Below are 19,297 nucleotides of genomic sequence, written 5' to 3' on the forward strand. Positions count from 1 at the left end.
AATTTGCCGGGCTGCCGTTTTTTTGGTGATTCCCCTTCTGCCTCTAATCCCTTATGGTTATTTCTAATAGCACATTCATGAGAAACTGCGCCGCTTCAGCACGTGTTGCAGAATTCGCAGGATTTAACTTACCTTCGGTCGTGATCAGCTCCATTCCTCCCATGATCGGCATTTTAAGATCTGTAATCACGATCTCCGGCTCCAATTTCTCGTAAACGCTCCAAGCTTCCGCACCGTTGGCAACGTCGGCAATGACTTGCATGTCGAACCGTTTCCAGTCGATTGAGTTTTTCAGTCCGAGACGGACGAGTATTTCATCTTCTGCAAGTAGGACCCGATACATCGTATCCCTCCATTTTCCGATCCGTCAGTCATTTCTATCCTGTCGAGACGGAAGCCATTGATTAATTGAGCTGGTCTCTTCGGTCAAAATATCCAAATAAATAGATACGAAATCATTCGAGTTTTTCAAGCTTTGACCTGTAATCTCCGATATTCGATTGAGGCGATAATTAAGCGTGTTAGCATGAATATGCAGGAGAGCAGCGGTATCCTTGGCATTGCAATTGAGGGACAGATACGTTGCTAACGTTTTCATAAAATCGCTTTTGCTTTCACGATCGTGCTCTCTTAATAATTGCAGCAATGGGCTGCTGTAATCGCTATTTTTTTTTTGCTCGATAATAGATGGGACATGCATAAGAAATCCCAGATCATCATAATGGACAACCTGGCGAGTATGAAAAGGGAGAAGTTTCTTCAATGAGAGAATATGCAAGGTTTCTTTGTAAGCATTGGAAGCTCGCGTATACTTATCGTATTTGCCGCTGCAGCCGAATGCGATAATGTTAACTTCTTTTTTTCCGTTAACTCCCTGAACAAAAGTGTGGATGAACGAGGTAAGATCTGCTTTATTGGAGGCAGTCGAATATAACGATAGGATCGCTATCAAATGATTTTGACTTGCCGTCAGGCAAGCCAAACGAGCCTGCGATTTAGCAGTAAGGGCTAGCCTAAGTCTCGCTACCTTCTCATCGTTGATCGGTACATCACATTCAAAAATTACGATATGATAACAATCCGGAAGTAGAAGAGGTAAGGCTTCTGCATCCTTTCTTATCATCGTTTCGGATTGATAACTGTCCGTCAGCAGCTTCCAAATAAACTCATCATGCGTTTTGTCCTGCTTCGCTTTCCAGCTTCTTTGCTTCAATAAGAACCGCTTCGCAATTTCTGCAGACTTTTCGATGACCCGTTCCGCATGACCCTCTATTAAATTCCCTGAATCTACTACCCATATATAGCCTAGAACAGTATGATTATTTTTAATACAAACAGCCAGTCTCGCCCCTAAACCAATCTCACTAATGGCTGGAATTCTGACGGAGTGGGCCACGGATTCCAATAGCTGCAGGATACCCTTTTTACGTAAGCCTGACAGAACGGAATTAGGAACACGCCTCTCGATAATTGTGGAAAGCCTCGCCGTATCACTCTCCAGTTGATGAGAGCTATATCCTATAACGTTATGATGATCATCTTCAATCGTTACCTGGGACTGAAGAGATTCGCTAATCGTATCCGCGAGAGCTTCTAGACTATCAAAGGCACGTTCAAAGGCTCGTCCAAAGGAAGCATCTAATTCCGTCATAACCAACCACTCCTGGAGTAAAAATCTAACATTCTAATCGATTGTACCATTTCATAACCGCTCTAAATAGTCCTTTCTCGTATTCCTTAGAAGCGCCTATTTGAACACTCTTGGAACGCGCTTGCCGATCAGACATACCACCTCATAATTAATCGTTCCCATCCAATCGGCCATTTCATCCACCGATGGCGCCAAGCCTTCGATCCCAATCAGTGTGATGACTTCGCCAGGCTTACAATCTGCAATATCCGTTACATTAATCATCGTTTGATCCATACAAATACGCCCAACAATTGGCGCTCTCTGATCACGAACTGCGACACACCCCATATTGGACAGCGCACGAGAAAGCCCATCTGCATAACCAATTGGCAAAGTGGCGATCAGACTCTCTCGATCCGGCTTACAGGTACAACCATAACTAATCGACTGCGATTCGGATACTGTCTTTACTGAAACGATCTTTGATTTCAAGCTAATCGCTTGTTCCAATACGACAGGATGCTTCTTCATCGATGGATCCGGATATAAGCCATATAAGGCAATACCTACTCGAACCATATCCAAATGCATATGCGGGAAATTCAGCGTGGCGGCGGAGTTGCAGCAATGCTTTATGGGGATTTCGTACCCTTTTTCCTCAATGAAATGTATGTAGGACATAAATCTCATAAATTGCTCCGCCGTAAATGGACAATCCTGCTCATCCGCAATGGCAAAATGAGTATATATCCCTTCTAGTCGTACAAATGGACTTTTACTAGCCTTCTCTACAAGGGATAATGCCTCCTCTCTCGAACTTACCCCTATTCGACTCATTCCTGTATCCACCTTCAAATGAATCGCCGCCACAATGCCAAGCCGAGCAGCTTGCGTAATAATTTCTTCGAGCACATCCTCCGTGTAGACTGTTATTGTAATATGATGGCTGACTGCTACAGAGATGGATCTTATCGGCGTATAGCCTAGTATAAGAATTGGCGCTTCGATGCCCGATTCTCTTAATTGCAGAGCTTCATCCAGGATGGCCACTGCTAAATAATCGACTCCCAATCTCAGCGCCAACTTCCCCACCTCAACCGCTCCATGCCCATAACCATCGGCCTTTACAACCGCCATCATTTTCGTCTCGGAGCCGATGTAGCCTTTTATACTTTTTATGTTGTTCGATATGGATTCCAGGCTGATTTCCGCCCATGTATCCCGAAAGCTCTCTCTCTTGCAACGCATTCATCACCTTGTCTGACTGCCTACACAGGAAAAAGACAGCCACCCCTCTATTTGGCCGTCTTCCCCTTGCAGCAAAATATTAATTCGCTAAAAATTCCTGTTTAAGTGCTTTCTCTATTGATACATACTCTTCTTTAAGATCCTTTGCAACAGCCTCGCAGGTAATTGATCCGTTAGCTACATTAACACCGCTCTTTAATGCGTCGCTTCCCGCGATTGCACGAAGGAGACCCTCGTTCGCAATTTGCAAGGCATAAGGAATGGTAACATTGGTTAATGCCATTGTCGATGTTCTTGGAGCCGCTCCGGGCATATTGGCAACCGAATAATGAAGGACACCGTACTTCTCGAATACCGGATGATCATGTGTCGTTATTTTATCAATCGTTTCTACGATTCCTCCCTGGTCAATCGCAACATCGATAATGACAGAACCAGGCTTCATCGTCTTTACCATCGCCTCTGTAACTAATTTCGGAGCTTTTGCTCCAGGTATTAGAACCGCACCCACTAACAAATCTGCCTCTGCCACAGCCTTGGCAATATTAAATGGATTAGACATCAACGTTTGAATCTGCGTACCAAAAATATCGTCCAATTGCCTTAATCGATCTGCACTCATATCAATAATCGTAACATCGGCCCCAAGACCGATCGCCATTTTTGCGGCGTTAGTGCCAACCACTCCACCGCCAATAATACTTACCTTGCCACGGCTTACTCCTGGCACTCCCGATAGCAGGATGCCTTGACCGCCATTGTTTTTTAGTAGAAATTGTGTGCCTAGCAGGATCGACATCCGACCGGCAACCTCACTCATAGGCGTTAGCAATGGGAGCGTCCGATTAACCGAAACGGTTTCATAAGCAATCGCGACGACGCCCTTTTCCTTGAGTGCCGCAGCCAGCGCAGGCTCAGCAGCCAGGTGCAGATAAGTAAATAGAATAAGACCGCGACGGAAATAACCATATTCGCTTGCCAGCGGTTCTTTAACCTTCATAATCATATCCGAATCGTTCCACACCTCAGAAGCATTAGCGATGATTTCTCCGCCGGCAAGAATGTAATCTTCATTAATAAAACCGCTGCCAATGCCTGCATCCTTTTCAATTAACACCCGATGGCCGGCCTTTTTAAGGGTCACGACTCCAGCAGGAGTAATGGCAACTCTATTTTCATTGTTTTTAATTTCCTTCGGAATGCCGATAATCATCATGATTGCCCCCCGTTCTGTCAGTTTTCTATTTAATGTAAAAACAATAACACATTTTGTTTTTAATGATTTTGTTTGAAAAACAAAACTTCTTTCGTTTCTTTTGTGTTTGGAAACAAACTCCGCGCTTTTCCGCTGCTTATTCCGGACTAATCGCCAATCGGCCGCTTTTTGCCGCTTCCTTGTATTCGCCGGGTGTCATGCCCGCATGCTTTTTAAAAAACCTGCCAAAATAAGACATGTCCTCAAACCCGATCATCCGGCCAACATCCTGCGCCTTCATATCCTTCGACGCTAGCAACCGTTTGGCTGTGCCTACCTTTAGATCCGCAATATAATCGGCCAGTGGATATCCTTTAACCCTATGATAGATTCTCGATAAATAATGAGGGCTCAAATGTACGATGTCCGCCAGTCGCGGCAGCGATAAATCCTTATCCAGATTTTCAACGACATAACGATCAAACTTATCGACAATTTCTCTTTTTTGGTCGGTCCGCTCCTCTTCGATCCGGTCAAACAGCGTTTCGCCCAAGCGCAAATAATAGTCTAACAAATCACCCCATGTATCATGGGCATGATACGAAGACAAGGAAGTCAGTTCAAAGGATTGTCCAACCTTCTGCGCCAGCTTGCGCTTATTCATAAAGCCTAGGAGCATCGCCGACACGGAGCTAAATAACTCAAGCTGCACAGAATAGCCGACAAACATAGTCTTCTGCCCCCACTCGAAAAGCGCAGACAAGGTTCTGCCGAACGCTTCTCGTTCCCGAGTTTCCAATTGCAGCCGCAACTTGCCGACGGTATCCTCGATGTAATCGTACTCCCCGTCCAGCTTATCCTGATCTGCCGTCTCCTGTTTGGCCACGCCGCTTATAATAATTTCTTCGTCCAAGCCGATTCCTTGCTGGAGCAAAACGCACATCGCGCGGTATTCGTAGGCAAGCGCGTCCCACGCCACAGCGGGCGACGACAGCACGATCGACATCGGCAGCCGGAGGAGCTGCCGCACGGATTGCTGTATTTTTTCCAGCATTTCACGAATGTAGAGATGATGCCGCGCCGATTCTTCGTCATCGCTCACGGACTGTACGAGCCAAACGAAGCTCTTTCCGTCTTTGATAGATACGATCCGGCTAAACGATTGTAAATACTCCTCCATAATATTGCAGGCGGCGTACTCCAGCAGCAGCCTGTCCTTAGGCGCCAGATGCATGGGCCAACTGTCGATACGCCCGACGAGCAGGACCAGCGGGCTGCCGGACCGCAGCGGAATATCGAGCATCGCCAATTGCTCGGGCAGTTCGCCAAGCGCATCCGCATCTCCGGACAGAAGCTTGCGCATGTACATTTCAATAAGTAAAGGACGGGCGTCCTTTACTTGCTGTCGCGTTCTGTCCATGACGGCCTGTTCGCTGATTTCCTCCGCGATGCAGTCCATCGCTTTGCGAAGCAAACCAAGCAACGTCTCTCTATCCGACGGCTTCATCAGATAGTCGAACGCGCCATGACGCAGAGCAAACTGCAAATATTCGAAATCCGCATGCCCCGACAAAAAGATGACCTTGCAACGCGGCCAAAGTTCCCTGACATGCAGGGCCAAATCCAGACCGCTCATGCCCGGCATCCGCACATCGGTTATTAAAATATCGATGCGGCTCTCTTCGGCAATTCGTCTCGCCTCGCGAGGATAATAGGCATATCGGATATGCGTCTGCTCCAGTTCGCTCAATATATTGCATACCCCGCGTACGATAAGCGGCTCATCATCCACTACGAGTATATGATGCATGCTGCCACTCCCCCTCTTCTCCCGTTCCGGCAGGCCCGGCTTCGATCCGCAGCGTGACCGCTATCCCGTCCTTAGCGGCCGGATCGATGCAGACTCCGCTCGCGCTGCCGTACAGCAGCGTCAGCCTCCGATGGACGTTGGCAATGCCGTGCGTCTCCATTTCGTCGCGCCGAAGCGTCAGACTTTGCCGGACTTCCGCCAATCGTTCGGCGCCAATTCCTTTTCCGTTATCCTCCACCGTAATCGTAAGACACTCACGTTTACAACTAATACGTACGGTGATCCGTCCGTTCTCCTCCGTATGCTCGTGACCATGTACAAATGAGTTCTCCAAAACCGGTTGGATGATCAATCTAGGTACATACCATCCGGATAGATCGCCTTCTACTATATACTCGCACGATATGCGGTTGCTAAAGCGAATTTCCTGTATCGCGCCGTATACCCGGGCATGATTGAGTTCCTGTTCGAGCGGGATCATGTCGGCTTTATTGTGCGTAATAAATTTAAAATAGTCGCCGAGATGCTTGGACAACGTCCGAATCCCGTCGTAATTCTCTTCGTCGGCCATCAAATACAAGATATACAGGCTGTTGTACAAGAAATGCGGATTGATCTGCGATTGCAGTTGCTTCAGCTCCGATTGTTGGCTGTAGATCGTTTTTTCGTACACTTCCTGAATCAATTCGTTTAATTTCCCAACCATCCGGTTGAACTGCGCATACAAATAGGCAAACTCGTCATGCTCGCGGCGCTCAATTACAATATCGAGCTTGCCCTGCTCCACCTTGCGAAAGCCGGTAATAAGCTTTTTGAGCGGTTGATGAATTAGCCGAAAAATCATAAACGAAGCGACCAGCACGATAACGATCGAAACCGCCGACAAATACCCGTACCAACGTTTAAACGAATAGACGGGATCGAGTACGATATTTTCTGGCAAAGCCGTCTTTAGACTCCATTGCAGCATCTCGGATCGTTCGACAAATACGAGATAGGGCGTGCCGTCTATCGAAAACTCGCCGCTCCCGTCTCGCTCCAGCGCCTGAATTTTGCCTGCCGCTTCCGCGCCGCCCGAATGCGCAAACAGTGTCGCTTGATTATGATCGTCCGTCAAATAAGTTACATTGTCTCCATAAGAGCGGAACACGTCCATCTCCCGAGCGATTTTTTCGATCGACAGCTCGATGACCAGCAAATATTGGGAGCGAGTCGCGCTTGGATAACCAAGTGGAAGCAATAGTCTACCACTGTAATACACCGGGTTAAATGTGCGACTTTCTGCCTTGAGCAAACTCTCGTACTCCCCTTGATCCATCGTATCGACGTTAAACCTGGATTTGGCCGACAGTCTTTTGTCCAGATTCGGCATCAAGACAAACACATCCTGAATCAACTTGCTGGATTCGGCCAGCATAACGATTTTCGACTGCAAGTCCTTAAACGCTTTGGTCCGCTCGTAATCGGTCAGCGTCGCCGCCCGTATGCTCAAATCGTTGAGATCGGCGTCGTTGATAAACGTTTGCTGCAAGGTCGTAATTCGTTCGATCTCGTTTTCTAGCGATGTCATGACGTAATCTGTTTTTTGCTGCATCGAATTGGAAATTTCCCGCCTGACGACATTCGCCCCCTGCTGATTCATCCAGAGGCTGATCGCATAGATCGGAATCAAAATGAGGAGGAACGTGCCTACCAACTTTTTGTGAATACCCCATCTCGGCTGCTTGTCCCGTGACATCGTCCCATCTCCCATCCTGCTTCGAACGCTAAGTCAGCCTGGAGCCCATCATCAGTTCCTCGATCAAGCCGCCTATCTCCTCGTCCGGCAATGCCGGCCATATCCATTCCCGCTCCGGAGCGGACGCGTTTACGCTCCACGTATAACGATTTGTCGCGGCATCGTAATGGATCGAATACCCTTCCGTTACCTCAAACAGCTTTGCCCTTCCGCGCACGGCATACAGGGCAGTCACCTGATCCCAGCTTGAGCGGTTGCGGGCGGGCGGTTCCAAATAAACCTCATACGCAAACTTTATCGGATGATCCGGCGGCATTTGTTCCATGAGCCGGGCGCCCGTCAGGATCGTCTCCCCCGCGGAGCTGACGGAGAGCGGCCCCGGCCAGCGGTTCAGCACATTTTCGGCAGCCTCGGGATCCATCTTCCAGTTAAATGCATCCTCGCCTTCCGGAAACGTACTGCCGCCCATCACGACAAGCCGCTTTACACTCCGGCGAATCAGCTCCATACCGCTCATGCCGCTGATCGCGTCCGGGCCGGACTTCATCAGCGCGGACAAAACCGTCAGCAGGCCGACGGCGCAAATGACCACTTCCGAATGCTCGGCAAGCAATTGCCGGTATAAGGCGACCGCCTCCGGCACAGCCTCCCCGCTCCGGCCGAAACGGTTTGGATAGCTTTCGGCGATCCGTTTGTTGTACCTCCGGGCGGGAGTGATCTGTCCGGCTAATTCCCTGTACGGGCCGAGCCTGCTGGCTTCGCCGTTCCGACTATCATCCTCGTCGCAGCTCAGCGCGCCAACCGGAATATCCCCTCTGCCGTAATAGTGATTGATCGCGTCGATGCACGGCGCGCCCCAGCGCGTCGGCGCGTCGCAGACGACGGCGAGCAGCTTCGCTTCCTCCGTGCCGCATAATGTATGCAGCAAGGCAAGCGTCCCCGCATCGTCGCAATCCGTGTCGATATCCGTATCCAATATGACGTTTACCGGAACATTCATCCGATCTACTCTCCTCTCTTCTCCGTATTTCCCCCCGCTCTCCCGGTTGCTAGTTGGCGGCATTTACCCAGTCGTTGACCTCCTTGGTCATGATCTCACCGCCAAGCTCGTTCCAGTCCTTGACAAATTTATCGAACTCTTCGATACCGGACTGGCCGAGGATGATCTTGATCGTCATGACAGACTCCATCTTGTTAAGCGTCGCCATTTTCTCCGCCATCGTCGGGGTAGAACCGCCGAGAAACTCCGTGTTTATTAGCTTGTTCTCATTCAAGTAGTAGTCGATAATTTCCATCCCTGCCCCGTCCATGCCGAACGAGCGGTAGAAACCCCAGCTGTTGCCGGCGATGTCGCCTTTATCGAACCAATTTTGAATCGCGTCATAATAAAACCTTTGCTCCGTATCGAGACCTTCCGGATTTTTGCTCTCCAGCGCAGCTTTAACGGCACGATGCGCCTTCACGTTTTTGAGCACCGGAAACGCTTTGACCAGCCCGTATGGCCACGTTTCGATTTTTGTCTCTGCGCTACGCGACAGCATCACATCCGCATTGTCCCAGCTTTTATCGTTCCAGAAGTTCATCAGCTTTACGAGCGCCTCTGGATGCTGGTAACCTTTCTTGACGACATAAAAGGAGGTTGCCGATACGCCTACCTGAGCCAGCGCCGGCTGATCGTCCGCCGACGGGAGCGGATAGGCCCGCCATTCCGCGTTCGGATCGCTCAGCTTGTTGTTCTTGAGATTCGCAAGCGGAGCGTACATCGGCCCGTACATCATGCCGACTTTGCCGGAAGCGATCAACTCGTCGTATTTCGGGCCATCCTTAACCCCAAATTCCTTATCGATGTAACCGGCTTTAAACATGTCCGCCAGCTTCTGCAGCGCAGCTTTCATTTCCGGTTGCGTACTGCCGTACACGACTTTGCCGTCCTGCCCCTTCACCCAAGCTCCGGGGTAAGCGTGGAAGCCGTTAAAAAATCCGGGAATCTGCGCCTCTTTGACGAGCGCAAGCCCGTACGTGTCGTCCTTCGAGTTTCCGTCCGGGTCCTGCTCCGTAAACGCCTTTGCAATGGCGATCATGTTGTCCATCGTAGTCGGCTCCGGCAAATTAAGTTTCTTCATCCAGTCGTCTCGCACCCAAAGCATCGGGACTTCATCCAGGTTGCTGTTCGTGAGCGGGAGCGCGTAGAGCTTTCCTCCGAACGTGGATGCTTTCATCGCAAGTCCGCCGTCTTCCTTCAACAAGTTTTTTGTAAAGACCGATGCGTACCCTGCATACACATCGGTCAAATCCTCGATCAAGTCGGCTTCCACCAAACTTCTCAGCTGCAGCGCATCAACAGCCATGATATCCGGAGTATCGCCCGAGGCAATAGCGATATTCGTTTTATTGGTGTAGGCTTCGCTGCCTTTGACGACCCACTCGTTTTTGATCAGAATCCCAAGCTCGTCGCGGTATGCATCGTACCAGATGTTGTTGTCAATCGAACGTCCCTCTTCGAATTTCATCGTTTCCGACACTTCCCGGCCCGTCGTCAGCACGATGGGCGGGTCGTACTTGCCCAGCGGGCCTTCCATCGGCCATTCCTTCCACTCTTCGGTTTTCGTGCCGTTCGTCGGCTTCGCCGATTCCCTGTCAATCGGATCCGTCTCTCTGCCGCTGCAAGCGCCGAGCACCAAAAGCATAATCGCCAGCATTGCGGCTCCTGCTGATTTCATGGTGATGTTCGCCATGTCGTTTCTCCCATCCTTGTATGATCAGAACCGCAATGCCGAGATGTTAGCTCAGCGGAAATAAAGAGATTCCAGGTCAGCCTTCCGAAACTTGTACGATCCTACATTTCAAGGCGAAATCATATACTTTCCTATATCTCAAGAAACCTTTGCATAATGGCTGCCATCTGGCTGCGCAATGCGTTGCTTTTAGGTGTCAGCTTCGCGTCGTAGCCCAAGATAAGCTCTTTGGCGTTGGCCCAGGCCATCGCATCCTTTGCATAGACGGCAACGGAGCCTGCATCGACAAACGTAGAGAGGTCGGCTCTCGCGGACACGTCATAACCTTTAAAGGACGCGTAACGGTACAGGATTGCGGCCATTTGTTCGCGGGTGATCGGGTCTTCCGGGCCAAACTTGCCGTTGCCGTATCCGCCCACGATCTTATTTTCGGTCGACCAGATCACCGCATCGGCATAATACTTATCGGCCGCTACGTCGCTAAAAGGATTGGTTGCGCCCACGGCGGGCGAACCTTCCAGTCGATACAAAATCGTCACCAGCATAGCCCGTTTGGTAGTTGCAGCGGGGCTAAATGCCGTGTCAGAGACACCCTTCATCAGGCCTTTTTCATAAACGTATTTTACCGCGTCGTAGAACCAGTCGGTTTTCTTAACGTCGGTGAACTGATTTTCCCAGACCGGCTGGGAAGTCGGCTCTTCTTCCTCTTCTTTGACGGGGATTTCCGGATCTTTGATAACTACGTTGCCTCCGCCGGATGAACCGCCGTTTATGCTCATCTCCTGCAATGCGCTCGCATAATCGGTCTTTTTGTTGCCGTTTGCGGCTTCGGAGAAGACATAGAGCTTATCGCTCGCACCAAGGATAACGCCGGACAGGTCAATCTTTGCAGTGCCGCTTGCACTCTGCGGCTTTACTATATTTCCATAGTATTTCATAGAACCGTTTTGGTCTATGACCACTGCCGAAATATAATCATTAGCCCCCACCGTTGCGCCTGTATAACCAATGGTCATCACCTTGCTTGCAGGGTTATATTCCGTTCTCTCTGCCTTGAAATTTCTGCTGTTGTCCCGAAGGGTCAGCTTCCACTCCGACGGTGTGCCGGCCGAAACTGCTTTCAGTGCAGCAGCGCCTACCGTCCCGCTCTGCTTGCCGCCCTGAGCAGCGGAGGAGAAGAGAACCGAAGACAGTGACAAGTTGATAGCCGGACGAGCGCCGTCAGCGTAGGACACACGGGTATGGCGCTGAACGACCGAAACCACTCCAGCGTTGTGGGGCTTGTCCCCATACGGCGACCGCAGCCACCACCAGCCCGTATTGCCGCTGGCCGGATTTGTGATGTAAGCCGCTTCCCGTTCATTATCGTTTTGGAAGTAGGTCGCCGCTTCCTCCCCCGAAAGGAAAAAAGCCTTTTCACTCTTCAACTCGCTTGCGCCATACTCCATATACGGTCCGTCCGTTTTGGTTGTTGCCAGCATAGCGGAGAGCTCTGCTGCCGTAAAATGATCCGATCCTGCAAAGCTTCTGCTCCATGTCTGGGCGTCACTGTTCTGCCACTCGTTGGGCTTAGCCTGCCCATCATTGTCGTCGCCGTCCCAAACGGCTTCAAAAGGCGTGCTGCCAAGCAGATATTGGGAAATGAGGAACGCGCCCCCTGTGTTGGTGTTGGTTTTATCGGCATCCAGCACGAGCCAGGGCATCTCATAGCTTATACCGCCCTCTGTATACTGACCGTAATAAATGATGTTGCCGTCGGCGATCCCGCCCGTCCCGGCCATCGCCCCGGTTCCGGCAGCAAACGCCGCCGTGGGCAGCAGGGTCATCATCATACTCAGACCGAGCATGGCCCCTATTATTCTTTTTTTCATACCGTATTTGCCTCCTTCTTTATCTAATTAGGGAAACCGATAGATGGCCATTCAAAGGGGTATCTTACCGGATTTTCAACGCTTTCGGGAGCCAATAATATATACTTATAGCGCCAGGATTTCTCAAAATGCACCGTCAACGTATTTCCATCCAATAGCATGTTATCCCCATTGATGGCGTCGGTTGCCATACTTCCGGGCAAAATCAGACCTTCGGGCAGTGTAAAAGTTACATCCCTCGGCTGGTCTTCCTGGCTCAAATTCGCCGTAACCGCCACCACTGCGCCGTCTGGGCGCTTGTAGTACGACATAGGCGTCTCCTCGTTGGATCCTGTAATTTGACTGTCGCTGTACAAAACAAACGGCGCATTGTTTAAATCATAGTATTCCATCATCTTTGAACGCAGAAGCCCATCCAACCTCACCGGAATATCCAGCACCGCATTTACTGCCGATGCGGTATCGAGCTGATGATAATTGAGGAAATTAATGGCCAACCCGGTCTGTTTCCCCATAGTGGCACGCAGCAGCTCCGGCGTGACCTCTCTGCGGAAGGCTTTTTCCGACGGATTTGCTTCTGCATTAAGGAATTGCTCACCTTTCCATATACTATCTACAAATCCGGCAGTCGGTGTCCATGTGCCGAGAGGCGTGTGCAAGTCCATATAGAAATCAGGACGAATGGCTTTCCCCATCGTACGAATGCGTTTCATAAATCTTCTGTACTCAAAGATCGGATAGGACGACTGCAAAGCTCCGTCCCGATCGTAGTAGCCCGTGCCATGGTGCAGGTTTCGATCTACTGGCGGAAGAGCGGTGGCGTCCATGTATAAACCGCCGATGCCATCTTCCTCGATCAATTTATTAATGCTCCACAACATGAAATTCTGGTACCGCCCCGCATAGGAGATATTCGCCCCGATATGGTTTGTATCCGACCGCACCCATCCGTTGGGCAGGAAAAACGGCTCCGTCACAATTTCGTCCTTGTAATACTTAAATTCCGGCGTATTGTTCCCCAGTTGGAAGCCAATGTACGGAATAATAGGAATTCCATTGTCATTGGCAGCCCCCGCCAATGTATGGAAGGCCTCTTTTCTCCCCGGCTCTCTCGTCATCGGATAACCTTGCGATTCCGTCCAGTCTTCATGGATTTTGATTAACTGGTAGTTGTCTTTCTTTAAGCGATTCAAAAAAAACGGCCAGTCGCGGTTGTTGTTAAACTCGGGACCCCCTACAAAAATTCTCGATGGGTTGCTCGCATCAGGCAGCAGCTGATAATTCCCTTTCAGTGCTCTCCCGGATTTGCTCTCATCTTCTACCTGGATCCAATCGATTGAGTCTCCGTTTTTATCCTTTGCAGAAAAATCGTTGTAAACAAATCCGCTGCCGAAAACAATCTTTGCCTCTTGGAGAGAAGCATTCATCAGGTTGAAATCAAAGGGGATCTCTGCTACTTTTTCAAAAGTGCCCGTATTATCCGTGATCCACACCTCCAAGGTGGATTCGTTCCAGACCAGCCTGACATAACGCTCCCACCAGAAGTGCCATTCGTTCGTATAAGTAAATTCTTTGATTTTATGACGAACGCGGTTTGTGTTAAAACCTGTTTCCGTAGTCAAAAAGAACTTCGGAGAAGCCATGCTGTAATACAGGCCAAAGCTGTTTCCGTTAGGGAACTGGATCGCAACGACCGGCGTCGCCATTTCATTTTGCGGATCATCCGGATATCCGCCAGACCAGTTCGCGGTGACCGCATTGTATGGCGCCACATTGACCGTCAGGTCGCCATGCTCTGCCGTCACATAATCCTTGGCGGGATAGCTCAATTGACCTTCGTTTTGCGAAAAGGTATTCATGGACCATTGTTCGGCGCCATAAGCACTGCTTCCATATATGAAAACCTGCTTATTTTCCGCCTGAGGTCTAATAGGGGAAGCCTGGATGGCAAAGGTAAAGGTCAGGGGCGTGTCCCGGTTAACCTCGATCGCCTTATCAATCACATTCATCTCCAGCACATGAGCTCCGACTTGCTTTTCCAACGCCAGCACCGCATCGGGGTTATGGAACGACCAATTTTCTGTCGATTCGGCGACCCACGTCAGTCCCACCTGATCATTTCCCATAAAAATATGCGGCGTAAAGCTTCCTGTAGTCGCATCGGGAAACTTGCCCGAACGCCCCCCGCTCCAGTATGGATAGCTGCCCCTCAGGGGGGAATCGGTCGTATCCGCGTCAAACAGCGTCGCAGCTTCCGGCTTCATTGGTATTTTCACCTTGAGGTTTTGCAATTGAACCGGAACGTCAGCATCGGAGGACAGCTCCACATCAAAACGGACAAATCCGTCATACTCCACCGTGCTGTTTACGCTCAGCTTCAAATCATCCGACACCGACTCATTCAAATATTTTATTTTGGTATCCGTTTTTTCCACACGAATGTCATTGGTTTCGTAAAACTGGAGTGCCTGCGCATCCGCCGCCCCCTCAATCTGTATCGGCGCTGCCAACAGCTCCTGGCCCTGACTGGTGATCTGACTAACAAAAGGAGAACCGCCGAAAGCATATTCCCTTCCCCAGACCTCTACTTTATTGCCAACCGTTTTCACGCCGGTCCATGGAGCGAGCACAATATCCTCCGTACCCAAATCAGAATCCCACCATTCCGGCGTGACCGGCTTTTCCAGGGACACGGGAGGTAGCGCAAAGGAATCTCCGCTTCCCTTCAGTGTTGCAACAATCTGATAATTCCCCGCCGGATGAGAGCCCATATCAAACGAAGCTTTAAATAAACCGGCAGGATCGGCGCTCACCTCTAGCTCGGAAATGACTCCTTGCTCATTCTTCAGCTCAAACAGACTGCTTTCCGCAGTAAATTCTGTATTAACATCATTTTTGTCCAGGCTGAGTTCCACCTTCTGCTCGCTCCAATAGGAGCGCACTTGGAGCGGAGGCTGGATATCAACCGGTATTTTTCTGCTATAGTATACCTTTCCGCTGTTGACGTCAGTAACGATCAGGGCGCAATCCCAATTGCCTTGCTGCAAGGGGTTCGTCAGAGTAAAATTACCCGTGGCTCCGGCAGCCACAACCAAAGTCTGTTCCTGCGCAATCCCCAGAACCTCGCCGGTACTCCCGTTCTTCACCTGTTGAACCGCTTTGATCGTCACTTCACTATTGGATAGATTCGTAAAGCCGGAAACCGTCTGAAATCCGTTTTTCAAATCATTGGCATGGACGGTCTGACGTACAAAATTATTGTCCTGAGACCCCCGATAAAGTCTGCCAAAAGCTGCGGGATCATGAAATGTTCCATTGTAATAAGGTGACCATGAGCTTTGAATCATGGCAGGAATCGACCAAGGTCCGGATCCGCCCTGATCTCCCGCCGACTGGGAACGGCCAATATTAAATCCGTATTCCTCTGCGGAAAAGCTGGTCAGCCCAAACAGACTTGCAGAAAGCTCCACTTCCAGGTCCCAGTATCCGTTCCCTGTTGTCGCGCTCGCTCTCCAATCCTCGTTGCTCCCCCAAGAGGCGTTTCTTCCCTGACCCTCGAATTTTGTTCCTATGGCATTGACAATAAACTGATAATAAGTCTGTTGCGCAAGGTCCGGCTGGAAAAAAATCTCTACCGAATCTTCGGTAAACACCGGACCGTCGTGTTCCGTCACCTTGGCGCTTGGCTTTTCCTTTTGAAAGGAACGAACTGCAATATACAGCTTGTCCCCCGTAAAAAAAACTTTAAAGGAAGTGGGCTCTGGCACCGCCTCTGATTTGGTAAAGGTCGCAAATCCCGCGCTTTGCGCCGCCTCGCTCCATTCTGTATCGTCAATTACTCCGTCTATGACGGGGGTCTGATCCGCAACCGTAGGTACATGGATCGCTGTCATCGGCGGATCCGCCTCTGCGGCCCGCACCGACGGCACCGTATAACCGGAGGTCAACAGGATCGCGAACAACAGAACACAGGATATCGATTTATTAATAGTTCTCCTCATAGGATTAACACCTTCCCTGCACACTTTATTTTTTTGAAACGGCTTGAATGGCCGTTCTTTCGCCGCCTTGCACGTTTACCAGCAAACGCTCATCCGTTCCGATCTTTCGTCCGCCGGTGAATACAACGCGAAATACGCCTTTGCCATCGGCGTTTGCCTTGCCCAATTCCTGCCCCGCTCTGTCAGTCACAGCAATGCTTGCATAAGGCAACGCTTTTCCCCGAATTTCCCCTTCACCTTCGTGTGCAGGTTCATAATCATATTCCAGACGATTTTGACGGAAAGCATACTCTCCAATATGATCCGCCAAACCTTGCGGCAGGGTCAGCTCCGAGATTTGATTATTGGCAAAGGCACGGTCGCCGAGGCCGGTCAGGCTAACCGGCAAAACGAGCTCCGTCAGCTCATTGCCCCGGAAAGCACTGCTGCCGATGGTCAGAAGACCTTCCGGCAATGTAACATCGGAAAGCTTGTTCTGCTCAAAGGCGCTGTCACCGACAGCGAGAGATGTTTCGGGGAAATCCAGTACGGTAAACTGATTATAAGCAAATGCTGCCGCTCCGATATGAGTCAAACCTTCGGGCCAAACAACAGCAGAAAGCTTATTGTCACTAAAAATCCCGTCCGGTATCTCCTTCATGTCCGCTGGCAGCTGCGCCTCTTCAATTAGATTGTATTGGAATATCCACCCGCCATAAGTTTGGATCCCTTCCGGCAGGGTTACCTCGCTCAGCTTATTCCCGGAAAACGCCGATTCTCCGAGGGTCTCGATTCCTTCCTGGAATGAGAGCGCATTCATTTGGTTTAAAGCAAATGCCTCGTCGCCGATCTTTTTCAAAGCTGAGGGAAACGTGATCGTTTCAATATAATTGCTGTAAAAGGCGCGTTTTTCTATACGCTCAAGCGTGTCCGGAAGCGTAACGGATCTAATCTTTTTTTCCTGAAAGGCGCCTTCCCCGATCGCTCTCACCGTTATGCCTTGTACGGTTGCCGGTATGGTAATATCCTTATAGGCCGCAAATTGATTATTGGCTACCACGTACTCCGTGATAACCCCGTCGTTATTAATGCGAAATTGCTCGTCCGGCGTTGCGGCGACAATCAGTCCCATCGCCGCATTTACGCCCCCAAACAGCAAAGCAACCGTCAACACGGCCAGCAATCCCCGGTATAAGCGCTTCTTGTTTTTTATCATTTTCTCCTTATTCTCCTTTCTGTTTCAAACCTCAAGTACAGCCTTTGCTTAACCTTTTACGCTTCCAAGGACAATTCCCTTGACAAAATATTTCTGCAAAAACGGATATACCAACAGGATCGGAACGGAGGCAATAATAATTTGTGCCGACCTCGTAGTACGGTCCGAAATGCTTTGGAGGTTTTTCCAGTCGTCTGCCTTCAGGTATTTAAAGTCCGGCATAGTAATGACAGTTCGCAAAAAGGTTTGCAAAGGATATTTCTCCGGCATATTCATGTAGATCATGCCGTCAAACCAAGCGTTCCAGTGACCGACCACCGTAAACAGAATAAGCGTCGCCAGCGCTGCCATAGATGTGGGCACATAAATTTTCCACAGCGTCTGCCAATGCCCGGCGCCATCCATATAGGCCGCTTCGGATATCTCCTTGGGAAGCTGCCGGAAAAAATTAAGCAAAAGGATGACGTTATAGACCTGAAGCGCTCCGGGGAGAACCAGCGCCCAGATGCTATCCAGCATATTCAGCTGTCTGACAAGCATGTATGTCGGAATTAATCCTCCTGCAAACAGCATGGTAAAAAACATAAACCAGACATAAAAGGTTCGAGGCCTAAATGTAAGGCTCTCCTTCGATAATGGATACGCGGTGATGATCGTAAGGAGCATATTTAGCGGAAGCCCGATGGCGATTCGCTTGAGCGTCACACCAAACGCTTGCCAGAATTCCTGTCGTTCTAAAACAAAGGTAAAAGAACTCAAGGTAAAGCTTTTGGGCCACAAAGTGACGGCGCCCTTAACAACTTCGTTGTTATCGCTAAAGGCGATGGCAAATATATGCACCAGCGGGGCCAGGCAGGTAAGCGCGAGTATTCCCAAAATGGTTCCGTTAATCACGGGAAAGATATATTTTTTATTTGTCCATGTTCTCATCGTTAAGTTCACCCTCCCTTCTAAAAAATTCTGTAATCGGCAAATCTATATGCGCAATAATAGGAAACGGTAATAAGGATCAAAGAAACGATCGACTTAAACAGTCCCACAGCCGCCGCCGGTCCGAACTTGGCATCGATCAGCCCCATCCGGTAGACAAAGGTATCGATAATATCACCGGTTTCATAAACTCCGGCGTGGTACAGGTTAAAAATCTGATCAAATCCCGCATTTAAAATATTACCAATGCTAAGAATCGCGAGCATCGCAATAATCATGCTCATTCCCGGCAGCGTAACGGATATCATCTGCCTAAACCGCCCGGCCCCGTCTATTTTCGCCGATTCGTACAGGCTTGGATTAATCGCCGTAATTGCCGCCAAATACAAAATAGTCGACCATCCGAATTCCTTCCAAACATCCGTAATAATCACCGTAGGCTGGAACCACTTTGGATCGCCTAAAAAGAAGATCGGGTTAAATCCCAGTGACTTTAGCAGATTGTTTACAATCCCGGTGGAAGGAGAGAGGATGTCGATCAATATCCCGCCCAAAAGAACCCATGATAAAAAATGGGGCAAATAAACCAGCGTTTGCAAGGTCCGCTTATACGCAGAGCTTCGAATCTCATTGAGAAAAATGGCAAAAGCAATGGGAATCGCCAGTCCCAATAGGATCTTGGCAAAAGCGATAATAAGGGTATTCTGCAACACCCGGTAAACAAAGGGGTTGGTCGAAATCAGCTCAAAGTTTTTAAGACCTACCCATTCTTGATTTCCAAGAAACCCTTTGGCAGGAATAAAATCCTGGAAAGCAATGACGATGCCCGCCATCGGGATATAGCTAAATACAATCAGGAGTATCATCGCAGGCAACAGCATCAGATGTAGAGATAAATTTTTCGATTTTTTAATCACATTCATGTTGATCATCTCCGCTAA

General features: G+C 49.6%; 13 protein-coding genes. All 13 read right to left on the bottom strand.

From position 1 onward, the window contains the following. Positions 1 to 43: 43 nt before the first annotated feature. The gene (locus tag PAT3040_RS01555; RefSeq protein WP_108991266.1) at positions 44 to 343 is read right to left on the bottom strand and encodes a response regulator; all 300 of its coding nucleotides are present in this window, start codon (positions 341 to 343) and stop codon (positions 44 to 46) included. 24 nt (positions 344 to 367) lie between these two features. Further along, positions 368 to 1,651, bottom strand: a complete 1,284-nt coding sequence (locus tag PAT3040_RS01560; protein ID WP_108991267.1) for a PucR family transcriptional regulator — start codon at positions 1,649 to 1,651, stop codon at positions 368 to 370. Between the two features lie 96 nt (positions 1,652 to 1,747). Next, on the bottom strand, positions 1,748 to 2,881 hold the full coding sequence (alr, locus tag PAT3040_RS01565) for an alanine racemase (RefSeq protein ID WP_108991268.1): 1,134 nt from the start codon (positions 2,879 to 2,881) through the stop codon (positions 1,748 to 1,750). A 79-nt stretch (positions 2,882 to 2,960) separates the two neighbouring features. Continuing rightward, positions 2,961 to 4,094 carry an alanine dehydrogenase gene (gene ald / locus PAT3040_RS01570; RefSeq protein WP_108991269.1) on the bottom strand — a complete coding sequence of 378 codons (1,134 nt, stop codon included), beginning with the start codon at positions 4,092 to 4,094 and terminating at the stop codon, positions 2,961 to 2,963. A gap of 139 nt (positions 4,095 to 4,233) precedes the next feature. Then, entirely contained in the window at positions 4,234 to 5,886 is a 1,653-nt protein-coding gene (locus PAT3040_RS01575; RefSeq protein WP_108991270.1) for a response regulator transcription factor, read from the bottom strand. Then, on the bottom strand, positions 5,861 to 7,624 hold the full coding sequence (locus tag PAT3040_RS01580; RefSeq protein ID WP_181376390.1) for a sensor histidine kinase: 1,764 nt from the start codon (positions 7,622 to 7,624) through the stop codon (positions 5,861 to 5,863). The genes PAT3040_RS01575 and PAT3040_RS01580 overlap by 26 nt, the downstream gene beginning before the upstream one ends. A 28-nt stretch (positions 7,625 to 7,652) precedes the next feature. Beyond that, a complete protein-coding gene (locus PAT3040_RS01585) occupies positions 7,653 to 8,624 on the bottom strand; it encodes a nucleoside hydrolase (RefSeq protein ID WP_181376391.1) in 972 nt (323 codons plus the stop codon). Positions 8,625 to 8,673: 49 nt separating this feature from the next. Beyond that, positions 8,674 to 10,359 carry an extracellular solute-binding protein gene (locus tag PAT3040_RS01590; RefSeq protein WP_108991273.1) on the bottom strand — a complete coding sequence of 562 codons (1,686 nt, stop codon included), beginning with the start codon at positions 10,357 to 10,359 and terminating at the stop codon, positions 8,674 to 8,676. A 131-nt stretch (positions 10,360 to 10,490) separates the two neighbouring features. Beyond that, a complete protein-coding gene (locus PAT3040_RS01595; protein WP_108991274.1) occupies positions 10,491 to 12,230 on the bottom strand; it encodes an S-layer homology domain-containing protein in 1,740 nt (579 codons plus the stop codon). A 23-nt stretch (positions 12,231 to 12,253) separates the two neighbouring features. Beyond that, positions 12,254 to 16,231, bottom strand: coding sequence for a carbohydrate-binding family 9-like protein (locus PAT3040_RS01600; protein ID WP_108991275.1), 3,978 nt, complete (start codon positions 16,229 to 16,231; stop codon positions 12,254 to 12,256). 25 nt (positions 16,232 to 16,256) lie between these two features. Beyond that, entirely contained in the window at positions 16,257 to 17,426 is a 1,170-nt protein-coding gene (locus tag PAT3040_RS01605; protein ID WP_108991276.1) for a leucine-rich repeat domain-containing protein, read from the bottom strand. Positions 17,427 to 17,474: 48 nt separating this feature from the next. Continuing rightward, complete coding sequence (locus PAT3040_RS01610; RefSeq protein ID WP_108991277.1) at positions 17,475 to 18,356, bottom strand: carbohydrate ABC transporter permease; 882 nt, start codon at positions 18,354 to 18,356, stop codon at positions 17,475 to 17,477. Between the two features lie 20 nt (positions 18,357 to 18,376). Further along, on the bottom strand, positions 18,377 to 19,279 hold the full coding sequence (locus PAT3040_RS01615) for an ABC transporter permease (RefSeq protein ID WP_373863919.1): 903 nt from the start codon (positions 19,277 to 19,279) through the stop codon (positions 18,377 to 18,379). Between the last annotated feature and the right edge of the window lie 18 nt (positions 19,280 to 19,297).

Origin of the sequence: Paenibacillus agaridevorans (assembly GCF_003112455.1) — a bacterium.
Taxonomy (GTDB): Bacteria; Bacillota; Bacilli; order Paenibacillales; family Paenibacillaceae; genus Pristimantibacillus; species Pristimantibacillus agaridevorans.

Bases quoted from the DNA above. Each gene is read 5' to 3' on its own strand.
- ald (WP_108991269.1), bottom strand. From the start codon at position 4,094: ATGATTATCGGCATTCCGAAGGAAATTAAAAACAATGAAAATAGAGTT.
- PAT3040_RS01590 (WP_108991273.1), bottom strand. From the start codon at position 10,359: ATGGCGAACATCACCATGAAATCAGCAGGAGCCGCAATGCTGGCGATT.
- alr (WP_108991268.1), bottom strand. From the start codon at position 2,881: ATGCGTTGCAAGAGAGAGAGCTTTCGGGATACATGGGCGGAAATCAGC.
- PAT3040_RS01585 (WP_181376391.1), bottom strand. From the start codon at position 8,624: ATGAATGTTCCGGTAAACGTCATATTGGATACGGATATCGACACGGAT.
- PAT3040_RS01595 (WP_108991274.1), bottom strand. From the start codon at position 12,230: ATGAAAAAAAGAATAATAGGGGCCATGCTCGGTCTGAGTATGATGATG.
- PAT3040_RS01615 (WP_373863919.1), bottom strand. From the start codon at position 19,279: ATGAATGTGATTAAAAAATCGAAAAATTTATCTCTACATCTGATGCTG.
- PAT3040_RS01580 (WP_181376390.1), bottom strand. From the start codon at position 7,624: ATGTCACGGGACAAGCAGCCGAGATGGGGTATTCACAAAAAGTTGGTA.
- PAT3040_RS01605 (WP_108991276.1), bottom strand. From the start codon at position 17,426: ATGATAAAAAACAAGAAGCGCTTATACCGGGGATTGCTGGCCGTGTTG.
- PAT3040_RS01555 (WP_108991266.1), bottom strand. From the start codon at position 343: ATGTATCGGGTCCTACTTGCAGAAGATGAAATACTCGTCCGTCTCGGA.
- PAT3040_RS01575 (WP_108991270.1), bottom strand. From the start codon at position 5,886: ATGCATCATATACTCGTAGTGGATGATGAGCCGCTTATCGTACGCGGG.
- PAT3040_RS01610 (WP_108991277.1), bottom strand. From the start codon at position 18,356: ATGAGAACATGGACAAATAAAAAATATATCTTTCCCGTGATTAACGGA.
- PAT3040_RS01600 (WP_108991275.1), bottom strand. From the start codon at position 16,231: ATGAGGAGAACTATTAATAAATCGATATCCTGTGTTCTGTTGTTCGCG.
- PAT3040_RS01560 (WP_108991267.1), bottom strand. From the start codon at position 1,651: ATGACGGAATTAGATGCTTCCTTTGGACGAGCCTTTGAACGTGCCTTT.